The following is a 22905-nucleotide window of genomic DNA, read 5'->3' on the forward strand; positions in this document are numbered from 1 at the left end:
CACCCCCGGCCCCTCTCCCTCTGGGAGAGGGGAGATTTGTATCCTAGGTAGCCAAAGCCAACCGGGATCCAAGCTATTCTGAAGGTGAATCACTCCTGTTCACCCTCTTCTCTTTCCTCTCATGACCAGTTCTACTCTCAGACCCGATGCAGCCCTGCGCGAGCAAGCCGTCTGGAAGCCGTTGCGGCAGGCCATTGTGGAAAGCTCAGGGTTTCGAGGATGGCTGCAGGGGCGGGAGCTGCCCAGCCAGGAGGCGGAGCTGGATCGTCTGGTGCATCGCTACCTGGAGCAGACCCTCTCTCACTTGGCCTACTAGAATCCCCATAACCACAGCCAAAGGGGCAAGGTGAACAGAGCCGCCAAGTAGCCCACGGCCAAGGCGGCTACGGTGAGCTCCCGATCCAGATTGTATTCTTCCGTAAGCACCAGGGTGGCGATAGCGGGGGGCATGCCCGCCTGCAGGGTCAGCACCAGCTTGGCCAAGGATGGATAAGGGGTAAAGGCGAGGCCGATCCCTACCAAAAGAGGCACGAGCAGGATTTTGATCGAGAGGGCCACTGCGGCAGGGAAAAAGGATCCCCAGCGCTTCACTTGAGCCAGCCGCATTCCCAAGATGATCAGACTCAGGGGAATCGTGCTCCAGGCAAAGGCAACCAAGCCTTGAGAGAGCCACTCCGGCAGGGGTTGGCGAGCCAGGGCCAAGCCGACAAAGAAGGCCCAAAGGGTGGGGCTGCTCAGCAGTCGGATCGCTGTTTGCCGGGGACGAGGGCGAGAGGGACTGTGGCGGCTGGCCACCCACACCCCCAGCCCATAGGCCGTAAAGAGCGTACCCAACAAATCGTAGAACAAAGCCCAGCCGAAGTAGGCGCTCCCGGCCACCGCCAGACAGATGGGGTAACCCAAATAGCCGCTATTCCCCAAGGTGGCCGCCAGATAAAAACTTCCTCGCCGTGCTCTGCTCCAAAGCCAGGGATCCCGCTCGTTCTTTCCCTGCCAGGCATGGTGTTGCCATCTTAGCCAGGCGTTGGCCAGGGCAAACCCCAGCCCGGTTGCCAGCCAGCAGACCAAAGGGGCCACCCAGATCTGGCCGGAGAGATCCGCCTTCTGGATAAATCCAATTGTGCCCAGGGGCACCCCCACCCAGAACATGAACCGGCCCAGAACGTGGGGATCCAGCCAACGCTTCCAGCCGGTGGGCAGCCTTTTCTGGAGGACAAACCCCAGCAGCGTCCAGCCCAGCAGGGGGAGATAAACCTGAAAAAGGGTGGTGAGCACGCCAAAGTGGCTCTAGGGGGAAGAGGAAAGGGATCCCGTCATCACACAGTTAGCTAGGGATCCGCTGGGGTTCTTCACGTAGGGCAAAGATGCGCAGAATCACCGCTTCCACAACCCGGTCTGGGGTAGAGGCGCCAGACGTGATGCCGATCTGCACCGGCCCATCGGGTAACCAACCCTCGGTAACAATTGGGTCTTGGTGGAGGGGCTTGTGGCGGATGCGGTTGGGGGGTTGGATGCAGTCGGGGCCATCGATATGAAAAGAGGGCAAGCCCTTGGCCAGAGCAATTTCCTGCAGGTGGGTAGTGTTGGAGGAGTTAAACCCGCCGATTACCACCACCACGTCCAAGGGCCGCTCCAGCAGCTCGAACATGGCGTCCTGCCGTTCTTGGGTGGCGTTGCAGATGGTGTTGAAGCTCATGAAGTGGTTGTCCAGCTCCTGGGGGCCATATTTGCGCAGCATGGTGGTCTCAAACAGCTTGGCAATGGCGCGCGTTTCCCCTTCCAGCATCGTGGTTTGGTTGGCGATGCCGATCCGCTCCAGATCCCGATCCGGATCGAAGCCGGGAGAGGTGGCCTTGCCGAAGCGCCGCCGAAATTCTGCCGCATCTCCGCCTTGCAAAATGTAGCGGGCGACCCATTGCGCTTCTTCCAGGTTCAGCACCACCAGATATTTTTGGGCAAAGGAGCTGGTGGCCACGGTTTCTTCGTGGTTGTACTTGCCGTGGATGACAGAGGTGAATTGGGCGGCGCGGTGCTTGTCCACCTGGTTCCAGACGCGGGACACCCAGGGGCAGGTGGTATCGACGATCTCATTGCCCTGCGACCGGAAAAACGCCATCTCCGATACGCTGGCCCCAAAGGCAGGCCAGATCACCACGTCCTCGGGCCGGATCTGGGAAAAGTCCTTGTTGCCGTCGGGGCCTTTTTCCACAAAGCGGATCCCCATCTCCTGCAGGTGGCGGTTGACCAGAGGGTTGTGGATGATCTCGTTGGTGATCCAGATCTGGCGATCCGGAAAGCGGCGCCGCGCCTCGTAGGCATATTCCACCGCCCGTTCCACCCCCCAGCAGAAGCCAAACGCCTTGGCCAGATGGATGGTGATATCCCCCTGTTGATAGCGGTAAGATTGGGCGCGGATCTGCTCCACCAGAGGGCTTTTGTAGGTGGTTTGCAGCTCCCGTTGGGCCTGGTCTTTGTGCTCCTCAAACCCCTTGGCAAAGTAGGTGCTGGAGCTGCGCAGAGCCTTGCGCAGGGCGCGGGGATCTTCGGGGAAGGTGTTCGGAGAAGAAGCTTGAGAATGAGGCATGGTGGTTACTCGTGCTTGCGCCGCTGGTGCCATAAGGATCCTTTCTCAGCTTACGCCCTATCTTAAAGGCGTGCGCCAACCCGGCAGCCGGATAACCTACCCAAATCGGACAGGATCCCGGACTCAAACCCCAAAGGCCAGGGCAACTCCCGAAAGATGGCGCTCTAGGCAGGCGGCTGATCCTGCCTTTCCAGTTGCTGCAGCCGTTCCTGGAGCTGGCGGGCAGTCAGAGAAAAACTGCGCCCCGGCCAAAGAAGAGAGCCCAGCCCCGCCGTCAACAGCCCCAGGCCGATGGCCGCGGCGATGAGCAATCCCAGCGGCAGCTCCACCGAGCGCCACATTAAAAAATGGACGGTCAGGGGAGTGGGGTTTTGTCCGGCCAGGACTGCCACTCCCAAAGCCAGCAGCACCGTCAAGACCAAGTGGAACAGCAGCAACATGAGGGATCCCGTCGCAACAGTTCTATTCTGCCTTGCTGGCCGACGGAGCAGGCCAGGGCCGCACTGTGCCATCGGGCAGGATGGCGCCGCTTAGGTCGGCACCGGTCAGCACCGCTCCGCCTATTTTTGCCCCGCTCAGGTCGGATCCCTGCAGTTGGGCACGGGTTAACTTGGCTTCCCACAGGTAGGCCCCGTGCAAGTTGGCTTCCCGCAAATCGGCAAAGCTGAGATCGGCGCCAATGAGGTTGGCTTCCCAAAGGTTGGCACCGCGCAGGTTGGCCCCCATCAGGTTGGCGGAGCTGAGATCGGCTCCACGCAGATCCGCCTCCTGCAAGTTAACCCCGCTCAGCTTGCCAAAGGAGAGGTTGGCCCCTCTCAGATTCACCCCCTGCAGGGTGGCGCGTACCAGATCCACGCCCACCAGGTTGGATTCTTGAAAGTTGCGCTCGCCGGCGGCATAGTTTGCCAGCAGCTCATCTGCAGTGGTCATTCGGGGCATGGCCGGGTACCCCCAATCGCCGAGTTTATTCAGCAACCCTTGATTGCCAAACGAGGTGCTGATGACTCAATGCTAGATGTTGGCCATTATACCGTCTATCTACAGCCGCTCGCGGTTCACGGCGGGCAAGAAGGGATCCCCGCCGTTGTCTCATCTGCCCTCTGGGGAGAGGGCGGGGTTGCTTCTGCCACCTTTTGGATGTGCAGCTCCAAGTAGCCGGTGGCCGGATCCGGCTGACGGGAGAAGCGGTACTCCAGGCTGTCGGCAAGGACAATCTCGGCGGTGGTGTAGATGAGGCAGCCGGGGCGCAGGTGCCCTCCCCAAGTTCGGCCTTGGGCATCGGCAACAGCCAGATGGAGATGGACGCCGTCCGGGCACAGGGATCCGCTCAGGGACAGGATCTCCAGGCATTCCGACAAGAGGTGATCCTCTGTTTGGTCAGCCAGGCGCAAGGTGGCTTGGCTGAGGCTGCCGACGGCGCTGAGGACAAAGGCTGCCTGCAAAGGTTGTTGGCGGGCAAAGCGCTCCAGCTCCTGCTTGAGGTCTTGGCCGGGCAGCAGGCGTAGGGGGTAGATCTTGAGGGATCCCGTGGGTAGAGGCTGTTGGCGCTCAGCAGCAGCGCTCCCCGGTCGCCAGCCGGGCTTGACCACCGGGTAGGCACGGGCAATCACCAGGCAGTCGTCAGGCACAGGGTAGCGGGCAGGAATGGTGGAGCCGGCGGCAATGGTGACATCGGATCCCACCTTGAGGGGGGCCACCAGCACCGAGTTGGCGCCGGTCTTGCTGCGATCGCCGATTTCTGTGAAGTGCTTCTGCTGGCCGTCGTAGTTGGCGATGATCGTGCCGGCGCCGATGTTGACCTGGGATCCCAGCTTGGCGTCACCCAGGTAGGCCAGGTGGGCGGCGTTGGTGTGGGAGCCAATCTGGGTGTTTTTAACTTCCACAAAGTTGCCGATGCGGCAGCCGTCGCCAATCTGGCTGTGGGGACGCACATGGGCGTAGGGGCCTACCCAGACGCGATCCCCAATCTGGCTGTGGCTGACCACCGAGTAGAGAATGTGGCAATCGGAGCCGATGGTGCTGGACTCGATCCAACTGCCCGGCCCCAGGCGGGTGCGCGGCCCGATGCGGCACCTCCCGCGCAGGTGGGTTTGGGCTTCGATCACCACATCGGGGGCCAATTCCACCGTCTCTTCCAGGCTGCTGCTCTCGGGATCCACAAAGGTGACCCCGGCTTCCATCCAAGCTTCCTTGAGGCGATCCTGCAAAATCTGGTGGGCCTGGGCCAGTTGGCGGCGGTCGTTGATGCCCACAATTTCTTGCGGGTCGGCAACATCCAGGGCGATGGCTTTGCTCACCCGCTTGACGGCATCGGTTAAGTAGTACTCCTGCTGGGCGTTGTTCCGCTCCAAACTCGGCAGCACCCGGGCCAGGGCCGGCCAATGGAAACAGTAGACGCCGCTGTTGATGCGGCGATTTTGCCGTTGGGCCGGGGTGCAGTCCCGCTCTTCCACCAACTCCAGGATCCGCTGTTGAGCATCGCAAAACACCCGCCCATAGCCATAGGGATCCACCACCTGAGCCGAGAGCAAGGTCACATCCGGCTGGACTTGGCGGTGGCGTTCCACCAGCGCCTGCAGGGTTTCCACCCGCAACAGAGGCACATCCCCGTTGACCAACAGCAGATCCCCCTGAAAATCGTCCAGGACGGGTAGAAGCTGCTGCACCGCGTGTCCGGTGCCCAGTTGCTGGGCCTGCTCCACAAATTCGACCGGGTACTCCCGCAGGGTCTGTCGCACCTGCTCCTGCCCATACCCCACGATCACCAGACAGCGCTGGGGCTTCAGAGACAGCACCGTGCGCAGCAGCCGCTCGATCAAAGACAGGGATCCCAGCTTGTGCAGCACCTTGGGCAATTGCGACCGCATGCGGGTGCCCTTGCCCGCTGCCAAGATTGCCACCGCCAGCTCCCGCTCCGCCATGTTCCCCCCAGATCTGCCCCCATAAAGTATATGCGGCAGAATCCTGCTCAACTGTAGCTTGCCTCCCCCTCTGCAGAGCTGCGTAAACTTGAGCTAGCCTGGGGCCAGGCGTAGGTAGGGCAGAGTATGGCCGAGAGCGAAGGCTCCAATACCCCTCTTCAAAAACGTCAGCGCTTGGTTCGCGAGGCAGCCGGCTGGCTGGCGATGCTGGGGGTGCTGATCCCAGGGCTGCAGCGTTTTTACATGGGCCACCGACGCTGGGGCTGGGGCTATTTGGTGCTGGGGTTGATGGTGTTCGTTCCTTCCATCCCGCTGCAGATCCTCAGCTACGGGGTACGCGCCCTTTGTTTGCTGGAAGGGCTGTGGTTGCTCACCATGACCAATGAGGACTTCGATTTTCGCTTCAACCGGGATCTCATCGAGCTGGACTGGACCAGTGCGCAAGATCGGGAAGTCCGGGATCCCGAGCAGCAGTTGCAAAGTCAGTTGCAGCAAGGCTTGATCACCCGCGCTGAATATGAGGAGCGCCGCCGACAAATCCGCAGGATCTCCTAGGTCGAGCATTCCAGCTTCTGCTCAGGCCGCAAGTCCGATAGGATAATCGTCTGGGTGTTATTTTTCTCAGCAGTAGCCCCTACCCAAGTCGGGCTTTTTCCACTTTTCTGCCTGTCTGTATGTTGCCAAGTCTTCCTCTCGCAGCCGTTCCCCTCTTCTCCATCGCGGCAGCCATGCTCTTGGTCTACTTGCCCATGGGGGTGGTGGGCTATGCGCGGGCCCGCGTCGGCTACGACCTGCATGCGCCTCGGGCTATGTTCGATAGGCTACCCCCCTACGGCCAGCGGGCCACCTGGGCCCATGCCAACGGGTTTGAGACTTTTGGGATGTTTGCCTCAGCGGCGTTGATCGCCTACATCACCGGCCCTCACCCGGATCCCTGGTCTTTTGGCCTCAGCGGCGACGAAGGGGTAGCTGTGCTGTGTGGGGTGTTTCTGCTGGCACGGCTGCTCTACAACTTCTTCTACATCGCTGACATCCCCATCGGGCGATCCCTCTCCTTTTTGGCCGGATCCCTGGCCACCTTGGGCCTGTTGCTGATCAGCCTGCTGCCTTTTCTCGGCGGGAGCTTGGCCTAAGCTGGCGAGGGAAGTTCCCCCGTCATTTTTTGATCCTGCCGGTACCCTGGCTCAACCTGCAATACTGGAAAAGGATGGCGTCCCCTATCCACGGCCCACTACGCAACGGTCAGCCATGTATACTCTGGAATTGCTTCTGAAAGGGAACCCTGCCCCCATCGTTGTCCACCAAAAAGAGGAGGAAGCGGCCAACCGGGCCTACCAAAGCATAGTCAATGCTTTGCAGAACGGCTCCCCTCAGAGCTTGGAGCTGACCTGCGACCGCACCGGCAAAAAGGTGTTCCTGCTCACCGGCGAGCTGTGTGGTGTGCAAATGACCTCTAAGTCGGGTGGCGCCAGCCCCATGGGAGCCCGTCCCGGTTTTTTGGCCCAGTTGCAAGGCTGAGGACGGCTCTTTTCTCTCTACCGCCAGGGATCCCCATGTCTGAGGTGGCCATTCGGGTGGAGAGCTTGACCTTTGCCTGGCCGGAACGTCCGCCGGTCTTGCAGGGGTGCAGTTTTGCCATTCCCAAGGGCCAGTTGTGGATGCTGTTGGGGCCCAATGGCAGCGGCAAGTCCACCCTGTTACAACTGTTGTCCGGATCCCTGACCCATCCCCAGCCTCTTTCAGGTCACCTGGAAATTTGTGGTCGGCTGGGCTATGTGTTTCAAAACCCGGATCACCAACTGTTCATGCCCACAGTGGGGGCCGATGTGGCCTTTGGCTTGGGGGCAGAGGCTCTGGCTTGGGCGGAAATTCACCGGCGGGTGGAAACAGCCTTGGAACAGGTGGGACTCAAGCACCTGATCCGCCGGCCCATCCACGGCCTCAGCGGCGGACAGAAGCAACGGGTGGCAGTGGCGGGGGCCTTGGCCCGACGCAGCGAAGTGCTGCTTTTGGACGAGCCGACCGCTCTGTTGGATCCCGACAGCCAGGCGGAGTTGCTGCGCTGCATCCGTCAACTGGTGGATCAAGAGGGCATCACCGCCCTCTGGGTCACCCATCGGCTGGCGGAACTGGAGTGGGCGGACGGAGTAATTTTCCTCTCCGAAGGACGGGTGCGCTATCAGGGATCCCCAGAGCAGGTGCGGCAACAAATCGGGCAACTGTTTGACGCCTAAGGGATCCCTGCGATCCCAAAGAGATCGCAAAAGGGTGGCTGCACCTCGCCGGCGCCCCTGTCTAGAATAGGTAATGTATGCACGTGTTCAATTCGATTGACACAGGGTCATTATCCTGGACTCATTCCCCACTTGGATTGGCTGGTTCCCACCAGTTGATCCTCAGCCACATCCGATCCCTGCTGACCTGCGTCAATCGGCTATCCAGCGGGCCATCGGCCCCATCTAGTCTAAAGGAGCCTTGAGACCATGGGACTGTCTGAAGTCATCGCCAAAGAACTGGAAAATGCTCGCAACGTCTGCTCTGAGTACGGCGAAGGGGATCCCCACTGCCGTGCCGCTTGGGATGCCGTTGAGGAGGTGCTGGCAGCCCGCAGCCACCAGCCCAAAACTCCCAGCAGCCTGGAGCAGCACTGCGCCGAAAACCCAGATGCCGTTGAGTGCCGGGTTTACGACACCTGATTTCAGGTAAACCCGCAGAGTAAACTTCCCCCGACTTTAGTCGGGGGCTTAGCAATAACGCGAGTGGTAAAATCTGCATCCCTTTCCCAGCCACAGGCCGGGTTGACACAAGCAAAAACCCTTTCCTTCCCGTTGGCCAAGCCACAAACACTGGTGGCAGGTCTGTGAGCGATAGGCAGGCGGCACCACCACAACCTTGACCTCTGGCCTCATTGCCTTGTACTGCACAAACTGCCTCAACAGGTAGAACGCCCAACTATTCGACCGCCGCCGTTCTGTCTGGCTGCACGGCTATTGGTTGACACACCCCCCGCTCGCGCCAGCGGGCTGTAGGTCTCTGTCGCATCCAGCTTTGCAGAAGTTTCTCACGGAGAAAGGTTTTGAGCAGAATCAGCTCGCAGCCATTGCCTCATCCACAAGACAAAGGCCGTTCCCAGCAGCACCAGTTGCGGGATCAGCGTCTGCCAAGTAGGATACAGGCCCAGCCAGCGCAACTTTGGGATCCCGATGAGAGGGGTGACCGGCAGCCAGTCCGCCACCTGCAAAGCGTGCAGGCCACTACCCAAAAACTTAAAGCCCAAATAGAAAACCAGCAGACTGAGGCCCCGGAAAAAAGCTCGCAGCGGCAATCTCAGCCCCACCTGCAGCAGCAGGATCGCCACCCCCACCAACATCAGGGATCCCAGTCCGATCCCCAGCCAAAATTCTTTTGCCGGCAGGGCGGGGGCCAACCCCACATAAAACAACACCGTTTCCGCCCCCTCGCGAAACACCGCCATAAACGCCAGGGAAGCCAAAGAAAAAACCTGGCCGGTGGCCAGTGCCGCCTGCGCTTGTTCTTGCACAAAGGTTTGCCAAGAAGCCACTGCAGCCCGGCGGTGCAACCAAAGGCTGACCGAAAACAACAAGCCTGCCGCCACCAGCCCAGTGATCCCCTCCAGCACCTCTTGCCGCGTGTGGGTGAGCAACTGCTGGAAAAACAGCTTCACCAGCAGACCCAGCATCACCGCTGCCAGCAAGCCTGCGGATCCTCCCAGCCACACCCAGCGCTGCTGAGCCGACTGCCCGCTCTTGCCCAAAAGCGCCAGCAGCGCCACCAACACCAGGAGAGCCTCCAGGCCCTCCCGCAGCAAAATCGAAGCGGCATCCAGGAAGGTGTAATCGGACATCAGTTCACCCAGACAGGCGGCTCAATTCTGTCCGGAGCCAAGAGGGTTTCTAGGTGGTGGCCGGAATGAACTTGAGGGCAGCAGAGTTCATGCAGTAGCGCAAACCCGTGGGCGGGGGGCCATCCCGAAACACGTGCCCCAGATGCCCACCGCAGTTAGAGCAGTGCACTTCTGTGCGGGGCACGAACAACTTCCAATCCGTCTTGGTACCGATCACATGGGGAGCAATCGGCTCCCAAAAGCTGGGCCAACCGGTGCCACTGTCGTACTTGGCTGCCGAGGAAAACAGCTCCTGCCCACAGCCGGCACAGACGTAAATGCCTGCGGCCTTGTTGTCGTAGTAGGCATTGCGGAAAGGAGGCTCCGTGCCCTCCTGGCGCAGCACATAGTACTGCTCTTCGGTGAGCAGTTGCCGCCATTCGGCATCGGTTTTGGTGACGGGATAGGTCTGTTGAGCCATTGCTCGTTGCTCTCCTACCAAGCTAAGGGATCCTGGGATGAACCCAGCCACGGTCAAAGTCAATAGCTTGCGTCGTCGCATGAGAGGTTCATCCATCCTCACCGTCTAAACAGCGGAAGGAGCCATCGCCAACCCGTTCTCTACTTGGCTGAGGGGGATCCGTCCGCTTTTGTCCGCTGGCTGTTGTTGGAGGATTGCCAGCAGATTGTCTTTATCTTAACTCTTCTTCAATTTTACGAACAGCCGCGTAAAGCCTCCGGTTTCCAACCGGGGGAGTGTCCAGTCCTTTTCCCCTCTTCCCGAAAGCTGAGCAGGTATCCATCTATGGGTTCTATCGGCAGCTTTTATCCTCAGCCTGAGGCGTAATCCCGTTACAATTAAGCTCGAGCAAGCTGCTTGTCCAACTCTAGACGAGTAATGGAGTTCTTCCTATGCTGCTGGTCGGCTCAGGCGCACGGTTTGTGCAGCAACTGGAGCAATCTGGGGCTCTGGCCATCTTTGTGACCCCAGAAGGGGGATCCGAAGGGCATTACCTGCGGCGGCTGCGCGGAGCCGGGTATGAGGTGGTCACGCTCTCCAGCAAAGGAATCGGAGATCTGGCGAGCTATTTGACGTGCAGTCATGGGGTACGGCCTGCCACGCTGGGCAAATCGGAGCGGCGCACCTATTTTTTCCCGGCGTTGATCGAGCAGTATCGAGCCACCTTGCCCGCGAAGGCGAAAGGATTGGTGTTTTGGTTTTACGAGGGGCATGTGCTCAGCCAACAGGAACTCTCTTACCTGGTGAAGCTGAGCCGGGAAGACAAGGGGGTCAAATTTGTCGTGGAGCTGGGCCGAGAGCGCTCCATTCGCTGGCAACCTCTGCAAAGCGCCTGAGCATCTTCTCAGGATCCTGGAAAATTCTCTGCTACCATCTCAGATAGATGGCCTGCAGCTCAGAACCATCCTGCTAGCGGCTTCTCTCACCTGTGACCTTGCCAACCGCCTCGCTGCAACAGGGTACTTGGTTTAAGCTGATCTGTGGCGCAAGTTTTCACCACTTGCCCTCGGTTCGCGAGCTGGCTTTTCTCTACACGCTGGCTGGGGCAGATTGCATTGACGTCGCTGCCGATCCCGCCATTGTGCGGGCTGCTCAACAAGGGATCCAATGGGCCCAAGCCGAAGATCCCCGGGCGCGCTCCCCTTGGGTGATGGTCAGTGTCAATGACGGGGAAGATGTGCACTTCCGTAAGGCGGTGCTGACGGCTCCGGTCTGTCCTGCCGACTGCCCCCAGCCGTGTCTGGCCGTCTGTCCTCCCCATGCTTTGACACCGGCAGCCCTTCCTGCCCAAGTCCACATTCAGGCAGAGCTGTGCTATGGCTGTGGGCGCTGTGAGCCGGTTTGCCCCCACCGGCGCATTGCCACCTGCGGCTACCAAGTTGCTTTGGCAGAGGTGTTGCCGCCTTTGCTCGAGTTGGGCATTCAGGCAGTGGAGATCCACACCTGCATCGGTCGTCAGAGGTCATTCGAGCAACTGTGGGGATCCCTGAAGCCCTGGCTACCTCACCTCCAGGCAATCTCGATTAGCTTTAACGATGGCCCGGGCCTGGAGGCCTACTTGAGGGATCTGCTGGCCCTGATGGATCCCTTGCCGGAGGTGTTGATCTGGCAGGTGGATGGCCGGCCCATGAGTGGCGATATTGGCGCTGGCACCGGCAAAGCCACCCTGAAGTTGGCCCAAAAGGTGCTGGCCATGGGTTTGCCCGGCTATGTGCAACTGGCGGGCGGAACCAATGCCCAAACGGTGTCGCTGTTGGATCCCGATTGGCCGGTGGCGGGGGTGGCCTTTGGCAGCTACGCACGACAGTTGGTAGCGGCCCATCTGGAAGGGCCGAGCCCAGCGGAGCCAGGATGCAATCCTGGATTGGCGGCGGGGATCCCGTTGGCCAAGCAGTTGGTGCAGCAAGTGAAGCGGCGATCCATTGCTTGCAAACAAACCTGTTTTTCCTGCGTTTAGTGACCTTGCTCAGCCATGAGTTTTCCCGCACAGCCCTCAACCCCAAATCCGTTGGCGGATCCGCACCGCTTACGCGAACACACTGGCTTTCCCGGCCAGGTTCAATACAGCGACGACTTGAGCAAACTTCTGGATATCCTGCCGGCTCCGATTCGCGAGCGCCTAGAGCAGCATCCCCACCTGGATCGATTGGTAGAAGTGGTGATGGATTTGGGTCGCCGCCCCGAAGCCCGCTTCCTTGGCTTTGCCGATTACCTCTCAGAAGAGGTGATCACCCGAGCCGACTTGGATCAAGTGATCAGTCAGGTTGGAGAGTTCAGCGGTGACAACCGGGCGGGCATCGCCTCTACCCTGCATCGCATCAGTGCCATTCGCAACCGCCAAGGCACGATCATCGGTCTCACCTGTCGGGTGGGTCGCTGCGTTATCGGCGTCATCAGCATGATCCGCGACTTGGTGGAGCAGGGTCGCTCCATGCTGTTGCTGGGCCGACCGGGGGTGGGTAAAACCACGGCTTTGCGGGAAATTGCCCGCGTGCTGGCGGATGAGCTGGGCAAACGAGTGGTTATTATCGACACCTCCAATGAGATCGCCGGCGATGGCGACGTGCCCCACCCGGGTATTGGCCGAGCCAGACGGATGCAGGTGGCCAGCCCAGAGCTGCAGCACAAGGTGATGATCGAGGCTGTGGAAAACCACATGCCCGAGGTGGTGGTCATCGACGAGATCGGCACCGAATTGGAAGCCTTGGCCTCTCGCACCATCGCCGAACGGGGGGTACAACTGGTGGCCACCGCCCACGGCAACCGCATCGACAACCTGATCAAAAATCCCACCCTCTCGGACTTGGTAGGCGGGATCCAATCCGTCACCTTGGGAGATGAGGAGGCACGGCGACGGGGCTCTCAAAAGAGTGTCTTGGAGCGCAAAGCCCCACCCACGTTTGAGATTGCCGTCGAAATGCTGGAGCGATCCCGCTGGGTCATCCATGAAGATGTGGCCGCCACCGTGGATCGCCTCCTGCGCAACCGCGAGCCCCTGACCCAAACGCGCAGCCTGGACGAACACGGCCAGGTGGTGATCGAGCGCCCGGCTCTAGCCGGCCCCCAATGGCCCCCTGCAGGTGCAGCACGGGAGCGAGGTGGATGGCGGCGCTCTGGACGGATGGAAGCCCTGCCCAAGGACTCCGTCCCGCTAACGCGATCAGAACCGCTCGAAGGTTGTTCGCGACAGCGAGGAGAGCCAAGCCTGCTCTTGGACAAGCGGGAGGACGCTGTCCCGCCGACGCCGGCGGGATCCCATCCTGCGGTTCAGGTCGTGGCTGAATCCGGAGCAGCCGAAGAGGAAGAAGATTTGGACTGGGAGGGATCCGCTCTGGCTCCAGCAGAGCGGCAGTGGGATCCGGATGAGCCGCTGATGATCTACCCCTACGGAGTGAGCCGCTTCCATCTGGAGCAGGTGATCCAGACTTTGAAACTGCCGGCGGAGGTCACCAAAGACCTGGATGGGGCAGATATTGTCTTGGCTTTGCGATCCCAGGTGCGCAGCCGCTCCAAGATCCAGCAACTGGCCCACTCCCGCCAGATCCCGATTCATACTGTTAAGGCCAATACTTTGATCGCCCTGGCCCGCGCCCTGCGCCACATCCTCAACATCGAAAGCGAAGACGGATCTGATTCCGACCTGGAGCTGTTCATTCGCGCCAGCTCGGGCGACGAAACGGAAGCTCTGGAAGAGGCCCGCCTGGCAGTGGAGCAGATCGTCATTCCCAAGTCTCAGCCGGTGGAACTTTTGCCCCGTTCGCCTCTGATCCGCAAGCTCCAACACCAGTTGGTGGAACATTATCACCTGCGGGCCCAAAGCTTTGGGGAAGAGCCCAACCGCCGCTTGCGCATTTATCCCAACTAGAGCAACTCGACAACTTAGCCGGCTAGCCCAAGCGCTCCGCGCCGCTAGCGCGAACACCCCCGGCCCCTCTCCCTGAGTGACGACCCAAGCGCTCCGCGCCGCTAGCGCGAACACCCCCGGCCCCTCTCCCTCAGGGAGAGGGGAGTTAGGGATCGACGTAACCAACCATTGGATGCCAGGATAAGCGGGTGCCAAGCCTTGGCGATGTCTCCTCAGTCCTCTCCCAGCCAGTCTCCTGGGGTGGCAAGTGGTCTGCCCGATCCCTTGCCCCCTCTTTCGACGCGACTAAAGGAAATTGCTGCGGTGTTCTTGCGGCTGGGATCCCTGGGGTTTGGCGGCCCACAAGCTCACATTGCCATGCAACACGATGAGGCGGTGATCCGGCGGGGCTGGATGAGCCAGGAGCAATTTGCCGAAGGGGTGGGCCTGTGTGAACTGTTGCCGGGGCCGGCTTCTACCCAGATGGGGATCTATGTTGGCTATGTGCGGGCAGGCTGGTTGGGGGCGGTGCTGGCGGGCTTTTGCTTCATCGCGCCGGCTTTTGTGATCGAGGTGATTTTTTCTTGGCTTTATTTTCGCTTTCGGGGGGTGCCACAGCTAGAGGGGCTATTTTTTGGGGTGGCCCCGGTGGTAATCGCCATTGTCTTGGCCTTTTGCTGGAAGCTGGGCCGCAAGGCGGTGCAAGACTGGAGCCGGGGGCTGATCGCGGTGGCGGCTTTTGCTCTGCTGCTAAGAGGGGTGAACATCCTGGTGTTGTTTGGGCTGGCGGCGCTGGTGGGGTTGGTGCTCTACGGGCCAAGGAGCCCTTTGCCAGGGATCCCAGCTCTGCTGCCGGGGCCGGTGTTGATGTTGGCCCAGACGGTGGGGGCCGCGGTTCCGCCAGAAACCCTAGCCGTGAGCAGCTTTTGGGGGCTGGAGCGCATTGGCACTTACTTCTGGCCTTTGACGCTGTTTTTTTTCAAGGTGGGCAGTGCCATCTTCGGGGGAGGGTTGGTGATCATTCCCTTCATCGCCGACGAAGTGGTGGATCAGTTGGGCTGGTTGACGCCAGCGGAGTTTTTGGATGGGGTGGCCATTGGGCAGTTTACCCCCGGCCCGGTGGTGCTGACGGCAGCTTTCATCGGCTACAAGGTGGCGGGGGTGTTGGGGGCGCTGACGGCGACGGTGGCGATCTTTGCCCCTTCTTTTGCCTTTATTTTGCTGGCAGCACCGCTGTTGCTGCGCATACGGCGCAACGCTTGGGTGAAGGGATCCCTGCAAGCCATCACCCCAACCGCGCTGGGGGCGGTTGCCGCAGCCACAGTGCCTCTGGCCCAAAAGGCGCTGCTACAAGAAACAACAGCAGCCTCGTTGATGGCCTTGGGGATCGGTGGGGCGGCCTTGATCGCCCTGCTGCGCTTCCGGCAGCCCACGTGGCTGTTGGTGATGGCTGGAGCGGGGTTGGGCTTGCTGGCCCGCAGCCTGTAGGTGCTTTTGCTTTGGATTCCTGGATCCCCTCTCTATTATGAAGAGAGCCTAACTCGCGCTTGCTGGGATTGACAGCGCTAACTTGCCTGGGGAAGCCCCCGGCCTTCCAGACGGCAGAACAGTTGCCGTATCAACAGCTCCCGTTGGCCCAGCGAGAGATGGGGGGCAAGGGTGCTTGGAAAGTGGGGCATGGCCAGAGTAACGCGATCCAGCAAGTCGGCGCGGCGGTGCTTTTGCTGGATGGCCCAAGCCCGCTGCACAAGATCTGCGGCTGTTTCCAGCTCCAGCCCTGCTCGTTCGGCCAGCCAAGCGGCCAATTGCTCCAAATCGGGGTCGAAGCGCAGCCGGTACATGTAGATCAGCATGCCAATCCCAAGCACTAGGCCTACAGCGCTGGCTACATAGGCAGCCTTGATGGAGGTTCCCGGCAGATAGGCCACCGCCGAGACGCGCAAGATTTCATAGGGGATGCGAATTAAGCTGTAGCCGACGACATAGGTCCAAACCCAGGTGCCATCTTTGAGTTTGGGAAAGCGCCAGAACATCCCCATCAAGAGGGCAAACAGAACCAGGTTGAGGACGCTTTCGTAGAAAAAGATGGGGTGAAAAAACTCAAACTGGCTGTATTGCGGCTCGCGGGCTTGGGGCGGGATGTACACCCGCAAGGGCCATCTGCTGTCGGGGAGAATGGGGGCCCCGTAGGCCTCGGAGTTAAAAAAATTGCCCCAGCGCCCGATGGCTTGGCCCAAAATTAACCCTGGCGTGAGCACATCGGCGTACTTCCAGCCGTTGATCCCGGTGGCGCGGCAATAGAGGTAAAGAGCAAGCGCGCCGGCCAGCACGCCACCGTGAATGATGATGCCTCCCCGCCAGATGGCGAAGGCCGAGAGGGGATCGTCCCTGAACTCCGACCAGTGGGTGAGGACGTAGTAGAGGCGGGCGCCCAGAAACCCGGACACCACCAGCCACAGGGCTAGGATCTCGACCCGTTCGCTGGCCTTGCCGGGCTCTTTCTCCAAATGGCGAGCCTCTGCCAGGGCTTTGGTCAGGAGCAGGCCGACCAACACGGCAATAGCCATCAGCAGGCCGTACCAGCGCAGCCCCAGCCCACCTACCAGAGGGGTTTCGGGGGGAAAACGGAAGACAAACTCTCCCGGTGAGCTGAAGGTAAGGCCCAGCAGACCTGCACTCCATGGATTCATCGACAACACCCTCTGCACCCCAAAATCCCCCAATTCAGTTCCAGCAGTCGGCTTCCATCAACCTCACCTGCCAGCAGGACGAAATCCTCTCCGGGTTCTTTGCTCCAGTTTTGAGCAGCCGTTCCCGCACCTCGATAGGGATCCATTCTTCCCGATCTTGCCACAGCAGCGATCCCCCTCAGGCTGCCCAGGCCATTCTTCTGGGGGATGTCGGCCTCAGTCGCGCTTCTAGTCCCGCAACACGTAGCCTACCCCGCGCACCGTCTGGATGAGGCGCTTCTCTCCTGGGCCTTCGATCTTGAGACGCAAGTAGCGGATATAGACCTCGATGATGTTGGAATCGCCCGTAAAGTCATAGCCCCACACATGCTCCAAAATCTGTTGGCGGCTGAGCACCTGGCGGGGGTGTTCCATCAAGTAGCGCAGCAGGTCGTATTCCTTGGCCGTCAGCTCCACCTGCCGCCCTCCCCGGCTCGCCTGCCGCGTCACTGGATCCAGCGTCAAATCCATAAACACCAACCGACCGTCACGGGATCCCTTGGGGTGCTGCAAATAGATCCGTATCCGCGCCAGCAACTCCTGAAGGCTAAAGGGTTTCACTACGTAATCATCCGCGCCGGCATCCAGCCCTGCCACCCGATCTGCCACCTCATCACCGGCGGTCATCAGTACCACGGGCACGCGGCTGCCCATCAAGCGCAGTTGCCGACAAACTTCCAACCCCGAGATCCCAGGCAACAGCCAGTCCAGCAGCACCAAGTCGGGGTTCTGGTCGCGGGCTGCCGCCAACCCTGCCGTGCCATCGCCGACCACACTGACCCGATACCCCTCATAGGTCAGCTCAGTTTCCAGGAAACGGGCCAGTTTGGCCTCATCTTCGATCACCAGAATGTGGGCTGAGGAGGATTCCGGTTCTGGCATATTCTCTCCTCAAAAGAAGAGGCGGGAAACTTGCTCACTGCCCACCAGCATACCCTAGCCGTGGAAACTGGCAGCCGGGGTATCTTGACCTACGATCCCTACGTCATCCTGGGAGCTGTGTCCACCCCAGGGATCCGGAAGCGTTTCCCGGCACCCCAGAAGAGGGGAAGGTTGATAGCAGGGATCCCTTTGGGTTATCCCAAGAGGTATCTGCACATCCTGCCTCTAGGGGTACTCCAGGCTATGGCCCTCTCTCCTGTTCGCCTTACCCCTTCTCTCCCCCCCATCCGATGGGAAAAACTGCCGCAAGACTTTCCGCTGCCGGATGAGCCTGTGGAAAGCACCTTACAGCCCCTTTTGGCTGCTGCCCTGCGCGAGGCTTTGGAACTGGCTCAGCTTATCCCCGCCGAGGCTTTGATCGCTTCCAACTTTGGCCTGTGCAGCACTGTCGGGGACAAAGTGGTGGTGAAAGCCCCCGACTGGCTGTACGTGCCCAGGGTGCAGCCGCTGCCCGAAGGAGAGATTCGCCGCAGCTATACCCCCCACTTGGAGGGGGATCCCCCGGCCATTGTGATGGAATTTATCTCCGAAACCGAGGGTGGCGAATACTCGATTAACCCCCACTACCCCTACGGGAAATGGTATTTCTACGAGCGCATTTTGCAGGTGCCTGTTTACGTCATTTTTCATCCCAAAACCGGCGAGCTGGATGTCTATCGCCTGGAAGACGGTCGCTATGCCCCTGCCTCGGCTGAGGAAAACGGTCGCTATTGGATCCCGGAGATCGGCTTGTTCTTGGGGGTGTGGCGCGGACAAAAAGCGGAAACCAAAGCCAACTGGTTGCGGTGGTGGACTGCCGACGGGAATTTGCTTCTGTGGGGAATTGAACAAGTAGAGCAGGAGCGACAGCGGGCCGAAGCGGCAGAGGCAGCCCTCGCCCAAGCCCGTCAGGAGCAGCAGCGCCTAGCCGCAAAACTGCGGGAGTTGGGCGTCGATCCTGAGGCAACAAACTAGCTAGTAGGTGCGCCCGCGCCAAGAGCGGGGGCGACTGAGGGCTGACAAGATCACCCGCAGGACAGCCAAGGGATCCGCCAGCGGCGAAGACCAGAACGTCCAGGGGGGATCCTGGTAGGAGCCGCGAATGCCCGCCAGCACGCCCAAGCGCAGGGCGAGTAGGCCTAGGTTTAGCCCCAACAGAACCTGCTCTGTTAGGGAAAAGGGCAACCCCATCCCGGCCTTGATCCCCAGCCCCCCAACCGCCAAGACTGGGATCCCTTGGGTGAGCGCCAGCAGGGCGATATCCCCCCACAGCTGAGCTCTGGGAGTGGCGTCTTTCAAATCCAGGGATCGGCCCCACTCCCGCCAAGTTTCGCCAAAAGAAGTGTACATGCGCACCTTGAGCAGGTGCCGACCATCGCAGAAAGCTACCTTAAAGCCGGCTGCCGCGATCTGCCGCACCAGGGTGACGTCGTCGCAAAAGGAAGCCCGCGCCAGCGTGTAGCCGTTCATGGCTGCCAGCACCGAGCGGCGCACCAACATGCACTGCCCATTGGCCATCGTCCGCTCCGGCAGAGCAGCCGTGTCCCCTGCCGCCCCATAGCGGTAGATCAGGGTTGTCAAAAGAGCCGGCTGCAGCCAAGCTTCTCCCCAGTGCTCCAAGATAAACTGCGGCGCCAGGGTGATGAGATCCAGCTGGTTGGCCTGGGCAGTTTCCAGCAAGCGCTCTACCAGGCCCGGCTGGGGGCGGGTATCGGCATCAATACCCAGGATCCACTCAGAGGCGGGATCCGACTGGAGAAATCCGTAGTGCAACGCCCAGGGACGACCTACCCAGCCACTGGGCAGGGGATCGTCGGTCAAGAGGCGAAAGCGGGGATCCCGCTCGGCCATCTGCAGCACTTTCTCGCGGGTGCCATCCTGGGAGCGGCTATCCACCACCAGCACCTCGCGCACAACCGCTCCCTGGCGGTGCAGCCCTTCCAGGCAGGGATCCAGGCGCTTGGCTTCGTTGAGGGTGGGCAGTAGGACGCTGACCAGGCCCGGCGGGAAGGGGATCCCCGCTTGGCCAGGGGGCAGAGGGGAAGGGCGCCGCAAAGACGGCAGCAGCCGCGCCAGCAACACCGCCACCATTGGCAGCTGCAGGGCCAGCAAAATCAGGGCAGCCGCATCCCCCATCGGGATCCCGTGCGTATCCATTGGAGCTACCTTCCCACCTCAAACAAATCAAACAAAAGTTGCCCGGCGGAACCCAACCCGGCGACTTTGGTTCAGAATCAATGTGGCTCCCGACCTTGACTTTCTCAGCCCTTTGTGGATGTTTCCACCCAGCTCGGCCTCAAGGGATCCCTTGTCACCCTGGTCAGGCTTCTGGCAGAAAAGCTGGATCCCGCTTTGGTGCGGAAAGAGCTGGGCCAAATTCTTGCCGAGAAACCCAAACACCTCTTACTGGATCTAAGCCAGGTTACGCTGATCAACAGCAGGGGGGTGTCGGCTTTGGTGTAGGCAAGACGCCTCTGTTCTGCCGCTGGCTGTCATCTCAAGCTCTGCGGCTTAGGAGAACAAGCCAAGCTGGTTCTCAAGGTTACCCATCTGGATTCTCTTTTTGAGATCCATCCGTCAGTGGAAGCCGCCCTCAAGGATGTCTCCGAGTCCTGAAGGGGAGAGCTTACCGCATCCTCAAATCAAAACCCCCTAGGGGCTAGTCTCCTGGTTCTCAACAGCCTGGGGCTGGTTTCTTTGGGCGTAGAGCTGCGCCTGTTGCCGGATTTCCTCCCGCACCTTGGGCGGGGCCAGGCGGGCCGCTTGCTCAAACAGATCAGGGGCTTGTGCCCGTAGGTCGGCATCGGCAGCAGAGCTGAGGGCTATTGCCTTGCCCAATACCGGGGCAAAATCGCTGGGATCCGCTGCAATCATCTCATCATAAAGGGCCACCGCTTTTCCCGTCTGGTTGTTGCGGGCGTAGATAAAAGCTAAGCGCAGGCGGACATCGTTATCTTCCGGTACTTCCTTCAGATAGTTCTCCAGCAGGTCAATGGCTTCAGAAGTGCGGCCCAGAACTAGTTGAACATCGGCCAGCTCCTGCAGAACTTGGCCATCTTTGGGATCCTTTTTGTAGAGAGCTTGAAGCTGCTCCAGCGCTCCTTCCAGATCTCCTGTCTCCCGCTGAATTTGAGCCAAAAAAGCTCGCAGTTGCCGATTTTCCGGCTCCAGTTCCACCAGCTTCTTCAGCGGCTCAATGGCCCCTTGCGGCTCGTTGAGCTGCAGTTGCGTGTCAATTAACCCCCGCAGGGCAATGGAGTTATCCGGCTCCCGTTCCAGCACGGCCCGGTAGCCGTCCGCCTGGGCCCGCAGTTGCTCGGTAACCAAATTGGCGGTGTCTGCCGAGTCAGAAGGCCCCAGTGCCTGCAGTATCGGGCCAAAGGAGAAGCCCAGGAACATGACTGCGCCAAACACCAGCATCAGGGCTTCCAGGAATTTGCGGAGGGGCGATTTGTCAGGTTTGGACTGAGGCATGAAGGGGCTCGCACCAATCTCTCTGTACTCTATCATCGGCCCCCTTGAAAGCACAGCAGCCTACTGGCCAGGCCAGCGGCACAAAATTTGCCCTAACAAAGGGGGGGTGCTAGAACCTCGCCGGCAGCCCCTTTATCTTTAAACCTGCTGGAGCTGCTGCACCTGGGCCTGCAGGTAGGGGATCCCCACCCGGTGGCAATAGTCGCCGAAGCGCTCTTGGGGGTGACGTTCCCGTTTGTAGAGCTGCAGAAGAACTCTCATCAGCGGCACGATCTGGCTGATGTGCACCCGATCCTGAAATGGCTGGGCCAGGCGATCCCCTTGCGGGCTGGCCCCCAGCCAGATTTGGTAGTGGTCGGGGGCGGATCCCACCAAGCCGAGCTCTGCCAAGTAAGGCCGGGCACAGCCATTGGGGCAGCCGGTCATGCGCACCAAAAAGGGCGAATCCTGCAGCCCCAGCTCCTGCAACACCTGATCCAACTGGCGAATCAGGGTGGGCAAAGCTCGCTCTGACTCGGTGATGGCCAAGCCGCAGGTGGGAAGCGCCGGACAGGCCATGGAGAGCCGCACCAGCTCCGGGATCTCCTCTTTGGAAAGCACCCCGTGGGACTTGAGGATCTGGTTAATGGCTTCTCGCTGGCCCTCCTCGATGTCGACGAAGATCACGTCCTGCGTGGGAGTCAGCCGCAGGTGTAGAGAAAATTCCTCTACAATCTTGCGCAGGGCCGTTTTCAACTGCCGCTCCGGCGTATCTTGGATGCGGCCATTTTCAATCGAGAGGCCCAAAAACCAACGGCCATCCCCTTGATCGTGCCAGCCCAGGTAGTCGTCGCTGTTGGGGATACACTTGGGCAAGGGACGAAAACGGGGCAATTTTTCCCCAACATACTCCTCAACAGCGCGGCGAAACTTGCGGATCCCCCAGTCGCGCACCAGATACTTCAGCCGTGCCTGCTTGCGGTCGTAGCGGTTGCCGTGATCCCGCTGCACCGCCAAAATCGCCTGGCAAACCCGGTACACCGCTTCCGGCGCGGCAAAGCAGAGCTTCTGGGCCAAAAGGGGTTGGGTCTCCGCCTTGCCGTGGGTGCGCCCCATGCCGCCGCCCACCACGATGTTGAAGCCCTTGAGGTTGCCCTTGCGGTCGGTGAGGACGATCAAACCCAGGTCTTGGGAGTACACATCGACGGTGTTCTCCCCGGCTACGGCGATGGCCGTCTTAAACTTGCGGGGCAGATAGACCGGGCCATAGAGAGGTTCCGGCCCCTCCAGCCTCACGCCGTTGCCCACAAACTGCTCGGCTTCCCGGACTTCCGGATCCACCGGCGGGATGGGAACCGCCTCCCCATCCACCCACAGCTCGTAGTAGGCAGAAGTCTTTGGAGCCAGGAGATCCGCCAGCTTGCGGGCGTATTCCTGGGCATAGCGGTAGGCAGGCCGGTTTTTGTAGGGGGCGACCGGTGCCATGACGTTGCGGTTGACATCGCCACAGGCGGCCAGGGTGGATCCCATCTGCCGGACGATGCTGGCCACCGTGGCCTTGAGATTTTTCTTCAGGATCCCGTGGAGTTGAAAGGTCTGCCGGGTGGTAGCCCGCAGGGTGCCGTTGCCGTACTCATCGGCCAGCCGATCCAGGGTCAAGTAGAGCTGCGGCGGCACATGCCCCCCCGGAATACGGGTGCGCAACATCATCTCGTAGGCCCGCTCCAACCCCTCCTGCTTCCGCTGCTGCCGCAGATCCCGGTCGTCCTGCTGGTAGGCGCCATGAAACTTGAGCACCTGCACCGCCGCTTCGCTAAAGTGGGTAGTGTCTTGGGCCAGCTCCTGCCGCAAGGGATCCCGCAGGAAATGGCTATCTGCCTTGATCTGCTCCACCTTGGAGCGCTTGGCCTCAGAGCCGACAAGGGAGCTCATCTGATTCTCCAGTAATCCGGTCGGAATACCTGTAAAACAGGGTAGCATCTCCCCTGGGCCACGTCTAGTTCTGTGGGTTTGAGGTGGAACAGCCTACCCCCCTCTCCCTCTGGGAGAGGGGACGGGGGTGAGGGTCGTCACTCTGTCTGAGAGAGGG

Annotated in this window: 25 protein-coding genes and 1 pseudogene; 12 read left to right on the forward strand and 14 right to left on the reverse strand. The window is 60.5% G+C overall.

Annotation, left to right across the window (positions count from 1 at the left end):
- Nucleotides 1–121: 121 nt before the first annotated feature.
- Complete coding sequence (locus tag NW826_RS04040; protein ID WP_414333628.1) at nt 122–316, forward strand: hypothetical protein; 195 nt, start codon at nt 122–124, stop codon at nt 314–316.
- Here NW826_RS04040 and NW826_RS04045 read toward each other — a convergent pair.
- The 6 genes and pseudogenes from NW826_RS04045 to glmU form a co-directional block, all read right to left on the reverse strand.
- A complete protein-coding gene (locus tag NW826_RS04045) occupies nt 313–1275 on the reverse strand; it encodes an AEC family transporter (RefSeq protein ID WP_414509500.1) in 963 nt (320 codons plus the stop codon). The genes NW826_RS04040 and NW826_RS04045 overlap by 4 nt on opposite strands.
- A 49-nt stretch (nt 1276–1324) precedes the next feature.
- Nucleotides 1325–2584, reverse strand: a complete 1260-nt coding sequence (locus NW826_RS04050; protein WP_414333632.1) for a 4-hydroxy-3-methylbut-2-enyl diphosphate reductase — start codon at nt 2582–2584, stop codon at nt 1325–1327.
- 164 nt (nt 2585–2748) lie between these two features.
- Nucleotides 2749–3024 carry a lipopolysaccharide assembly protein LapA domain-containing protein gene (locus NW826_RS04055; protein WP_414333634.1) on the reverse strand — a complete coding sequence of 92 codons (276 nt, stop codon included), beginning with the start codon at nt 3022–3024 and terminating at the stop codon, nt 2749–2751.
- 22 nt (nt 3025–3046) lie between these two features.
- On the reverse strand, nt 3047–3514 hold the full coding sequence (locus NW826_RS04060) for a pentapeptide repeat-containing protein (RefSeq protein ID WP_414333636.1): 468 nt from the start codon (nt 3512–3514) through the stop codon (nt 3047–3049).
- Between the two features lie 125 nt (nt 3515–3639).
- The gene (locus NW826_RS04065) at nt 3640–4173 is read right to left on the reverse strand and encodes a PPC domain-containing DNA-binding protein (protein WP_414333659.1); all 534 of its coding nucleotides are present in this window, start codon (nt 4171–4173) and stop codon (nt 3640–3642) included.
- Nucleotides 4156–5505 (reverse strand): annotated as a pseudogene (glmU, locus tag NW826_RS04070) (bifunctional UDP-N-acetylglucosamine diphosphorylase/glucosamine-1-phosphate N-acetyltransferase GlmU); the annotation flags it as partial. The gene NW826_RS04065 and the pseudogene glmU, both read right to left, overlap by 18 nt.
- A gap of 126 nt (nt 5506–5631) precedes the next feature.
- On the opposite strand from glmU, the gene NW826_RS04075 reads away from it, so the two are divergent.
- From NW826_RS04075 to NW826_RS04095, 5 genes are all read left to right on the forward strand, one after another.
- The gene (locus NW826_RS04075) at nt 5632–6060 is read left to right on the forward strand and encodes an SHOCT domain-containing protein (protein ID WP_414509501.1); all 429 of its coding nucleotides are present in this window, start codon (nt 5632–5634) and stop codon (nt 6058–6060) included.
- A gap of 119 nt (nt 6061–6179) precedes the next feature.
- On the forward strand, nt 6180–6638 hold the full coding sequence (locus tag NW826_RS04080) for an MAPEG family protein (protein WP_414337694.1): 459 nt from the start codon (nt 6180–6182) through the stop codon (nt 6636–6638).
- Nucleotides 6639–6753: 115 nt separating this feature from the next.
- Entirely contained in the window at nt 6754–7023 is a 270-nt protein-coding gene (locus NW826_RS04085; protein WP_414333639.1) for a hypothetical protein, read from the forward strand.
- 35 nt (nt 7024–7058) lie between these two features.
- Nucleotides 7059–7739 carry an energy-coupling factor ABC transporter ATP-binding protein gene (locus NW826_RS04090; RefSeq protein ID WP_414333641.1) on the forward strand — a complete coding sequence of 227 codons (681 nt, stop codon included), beginning with the start codon at nt 7059–7061 and terminating at the stop codon, nt 7737–7739.
- A gap of 249 nt (nt 7740–7988) precedes the next feature.
- Nucleotides 7989–8201, forward strand: a complete 213-nt coding sequence (locus NW826_RS04095) for a CP12 domain-containing protein (protein ID WP_414333643.1) — start codon at nt 7989–7991, stop codon at nt 8199–8201.
- Between the two features lie 48 nt (nt 8202–8249).
- Here NW826_RS04095 and NW826_RS04100 read toward each other — a convergent pair whose 3' ends face one another.
- From NW826_RS04100 to msrB, 3 genes are all read right to left on the reverse strand, one after another.
- Nucleotides 8250–8414, reverse strand: a complete 165-nt coding sequence (locus NW826_RS04100; protein WP_414509515.1) for a hypothetical protein — start codon at nt 8412–8414, stop codon at nt 8250–8252.
- Nucleotides 8415–8566: 152 nt separating this feature from the next.
- A complete protein-coding gene (locus NW826_RS04105; RefSeq protein ID WP_414509502.1) occupies nt 8567–9370 on the reverse strand; it encodes an FTR1 family iron permease in 804 nt (267 codons plus the stop codon).
- 49 nt (nt 9371–9419) lie between these two features.
- Nucleotides 9420–9830, reverse strand: a complete 411-nt coding sequence (gene msrB / locus NW826_RS04110; protein WP_414333661.1) for a peptide-methionine (R)-S-oxide reductase MsrB — start codon at nt 9828–9830, stop codon at nt 9420–9422.
- A 431-nt stretch (nt 9831–10261) separates the two neighbouring features.
- Between msrB and ndhN the strand changes: the two genes are divergently transcribed.
- From ndhN to chrA, 4 genes are all read left to right on the forward strand, one after another.
- The gene (gene ndhN / locus NW826_RS04115) at nt 10262–10705 is read left to right on the forward strand and encodes an NAD(P)H-quinone oxidoreductase subunit N (protein WP_414333646.1); all 444 of its coding nucleotides are present in this window, start codon (nt 10262–10264) and stop codon (nt 10703–10705) included.
- A 92-nt stretch (nt 10706–10797) separates the two neighbouring features.
- Nucleotides 10798–11826: an LdpA C-terminal domain-containing domain gene (locus tag NW826_RS04120; protein ID WP_414333648.1), complete on the forward strand. Its 1029-nt coding sequence runs from the start codon at nt 10798–10800 to the stop codon at nt 11824–11826.
- Between the two features lie 15 nt (nt 11827–11841).
- A complete protein-coding gene (locus tag NW826_RS04125) occupies nt 11842–13734 on the forward strand; it encodes a R3H domain-containing nucleic acid-binding protein (protein ID WP_414509503.1) in 1893 nt (630 codons plus the stop codon).
- A gap of 204 nt (nt 13735–13938) precedes the next feature.
- Nucleotides 13939–15201, forward strand: coding sequence for a chromate efflux transporter (gene chrA, locus NW826_RS04130; protein ID WP_414509504.1), 1263 nt, complete (start codon nt 13939–13941; stop codon nt 15199–15201).
- A 77-nt stretch (nt 15202–15278) separates the two neighbouring features.
- On the opposite strand, the gene lgt is transcribed toward chrA, so the two are convergent.
- Both lgt and NW826_RS04140 read right to left on the reverse strand, forming a co-directional pair.
- Entirely contained in the window at nt 15279–16403 is a 1125-nt protein-coding gene (gene lgt / locus NW826_RS04135; RefSeq protein ID WP_414509505.1) for a prolipoprotein diacylglyceryl transferase, read from the reverse strand.
- 228 nt (nt 16404–16631) lie between these two features.
- Entirely contained in the window at nt 16632–17324 is a 693-nt protein-coding gene (locus NW826_RS04140) for a response regulator transcription factor (RefSeq protein WP_414333655.1), read from the reverse strand.
- Between the two features lie 60 nt (nt 17325–17384).
- On the opposite strand from NW826_RS04140, the gene NW826_RS04145 reads away from it, so the two are divergent.
- The gene (locus tag NW826_RS04145) at nt 17385–18338 is read left to right on the forward strand and encodes a Uma2 family endonuclease (protein ID WP_414509506.1); all 954 of its coding nucleotides are present in this window, start codon (nt 17385–17387) and stop codon (nt 18336–18338) included.
- On the opposite strand, the gene NW826_RS04150 is transcribed toward NW826_RS04145, so the two are convergent.
- On the reverse strand, nt 18339–19520 hold the full coding sequence (locus NW826_RS04150) for a glycosyltransferase family 2 protein (protein WP_414509507.1): 1182 nt from the start codon (nt 19518–19520) through the stop codon (nt 18339–18341).
- 114 nt (nt 19521–19634) lie between these two features.
- On the opposite strand from NW826_RS04150, the gene NW826_RS04155 reads away from it, so the two are divergent.
- Nucleotides 19635–19826, forward strand: a complete 192-nt coding sequence (locus NW826_RS04155; RefSeq protein WP_414509508.1) for a hypothetical protein — start codon at nt 19635–19637, stop codon at nt 19824–19826.
- 189 nt (nt 19827–20015) lie between these two features.
- Here the strand turns inward: NW826_RS04155 and NW826_RS04160 are convergent, their stop codons facing one another.
- Together NW826_RS04160 and NW826_RS04165 are read right to left on the reverse strand one after the other, a co-directional pair.
- Nucleotides 20016–20837, reverse strand: a complete 822-nt coding sequence (locus NW826_RS04160; protein ID WP_414509509.1) for a tetratricopeptide repeat protein — start codon at nt 20835–20837, stop codon at nt 20016–20018.
- A gap of 138 nt (nt 20838–20975) precedes the next feature.
- A complete protein-coding gene (locus NW826_RS04165; protein ID WP_414509510.1) occupies nt 20976–22748 on the reverse strand; it encodes an NADPH-dependent assimilatory sulfite reductase hemoprotein subunit in 1773 nt (590 codons plus the stop codon).
- Nucleotides 22749–22905: the final 157 nt, after the last annotated feature.

This window comes from Synechococcus sp. OH20 (genome assembly GCF_047502685.1).
In the GTDB taxonomy this organism is placed as follows: Bacteria; Cyanobacteriota; Cyanobacteriia; order Thermostichales; family Thermostichaceae; genus Thermostichus.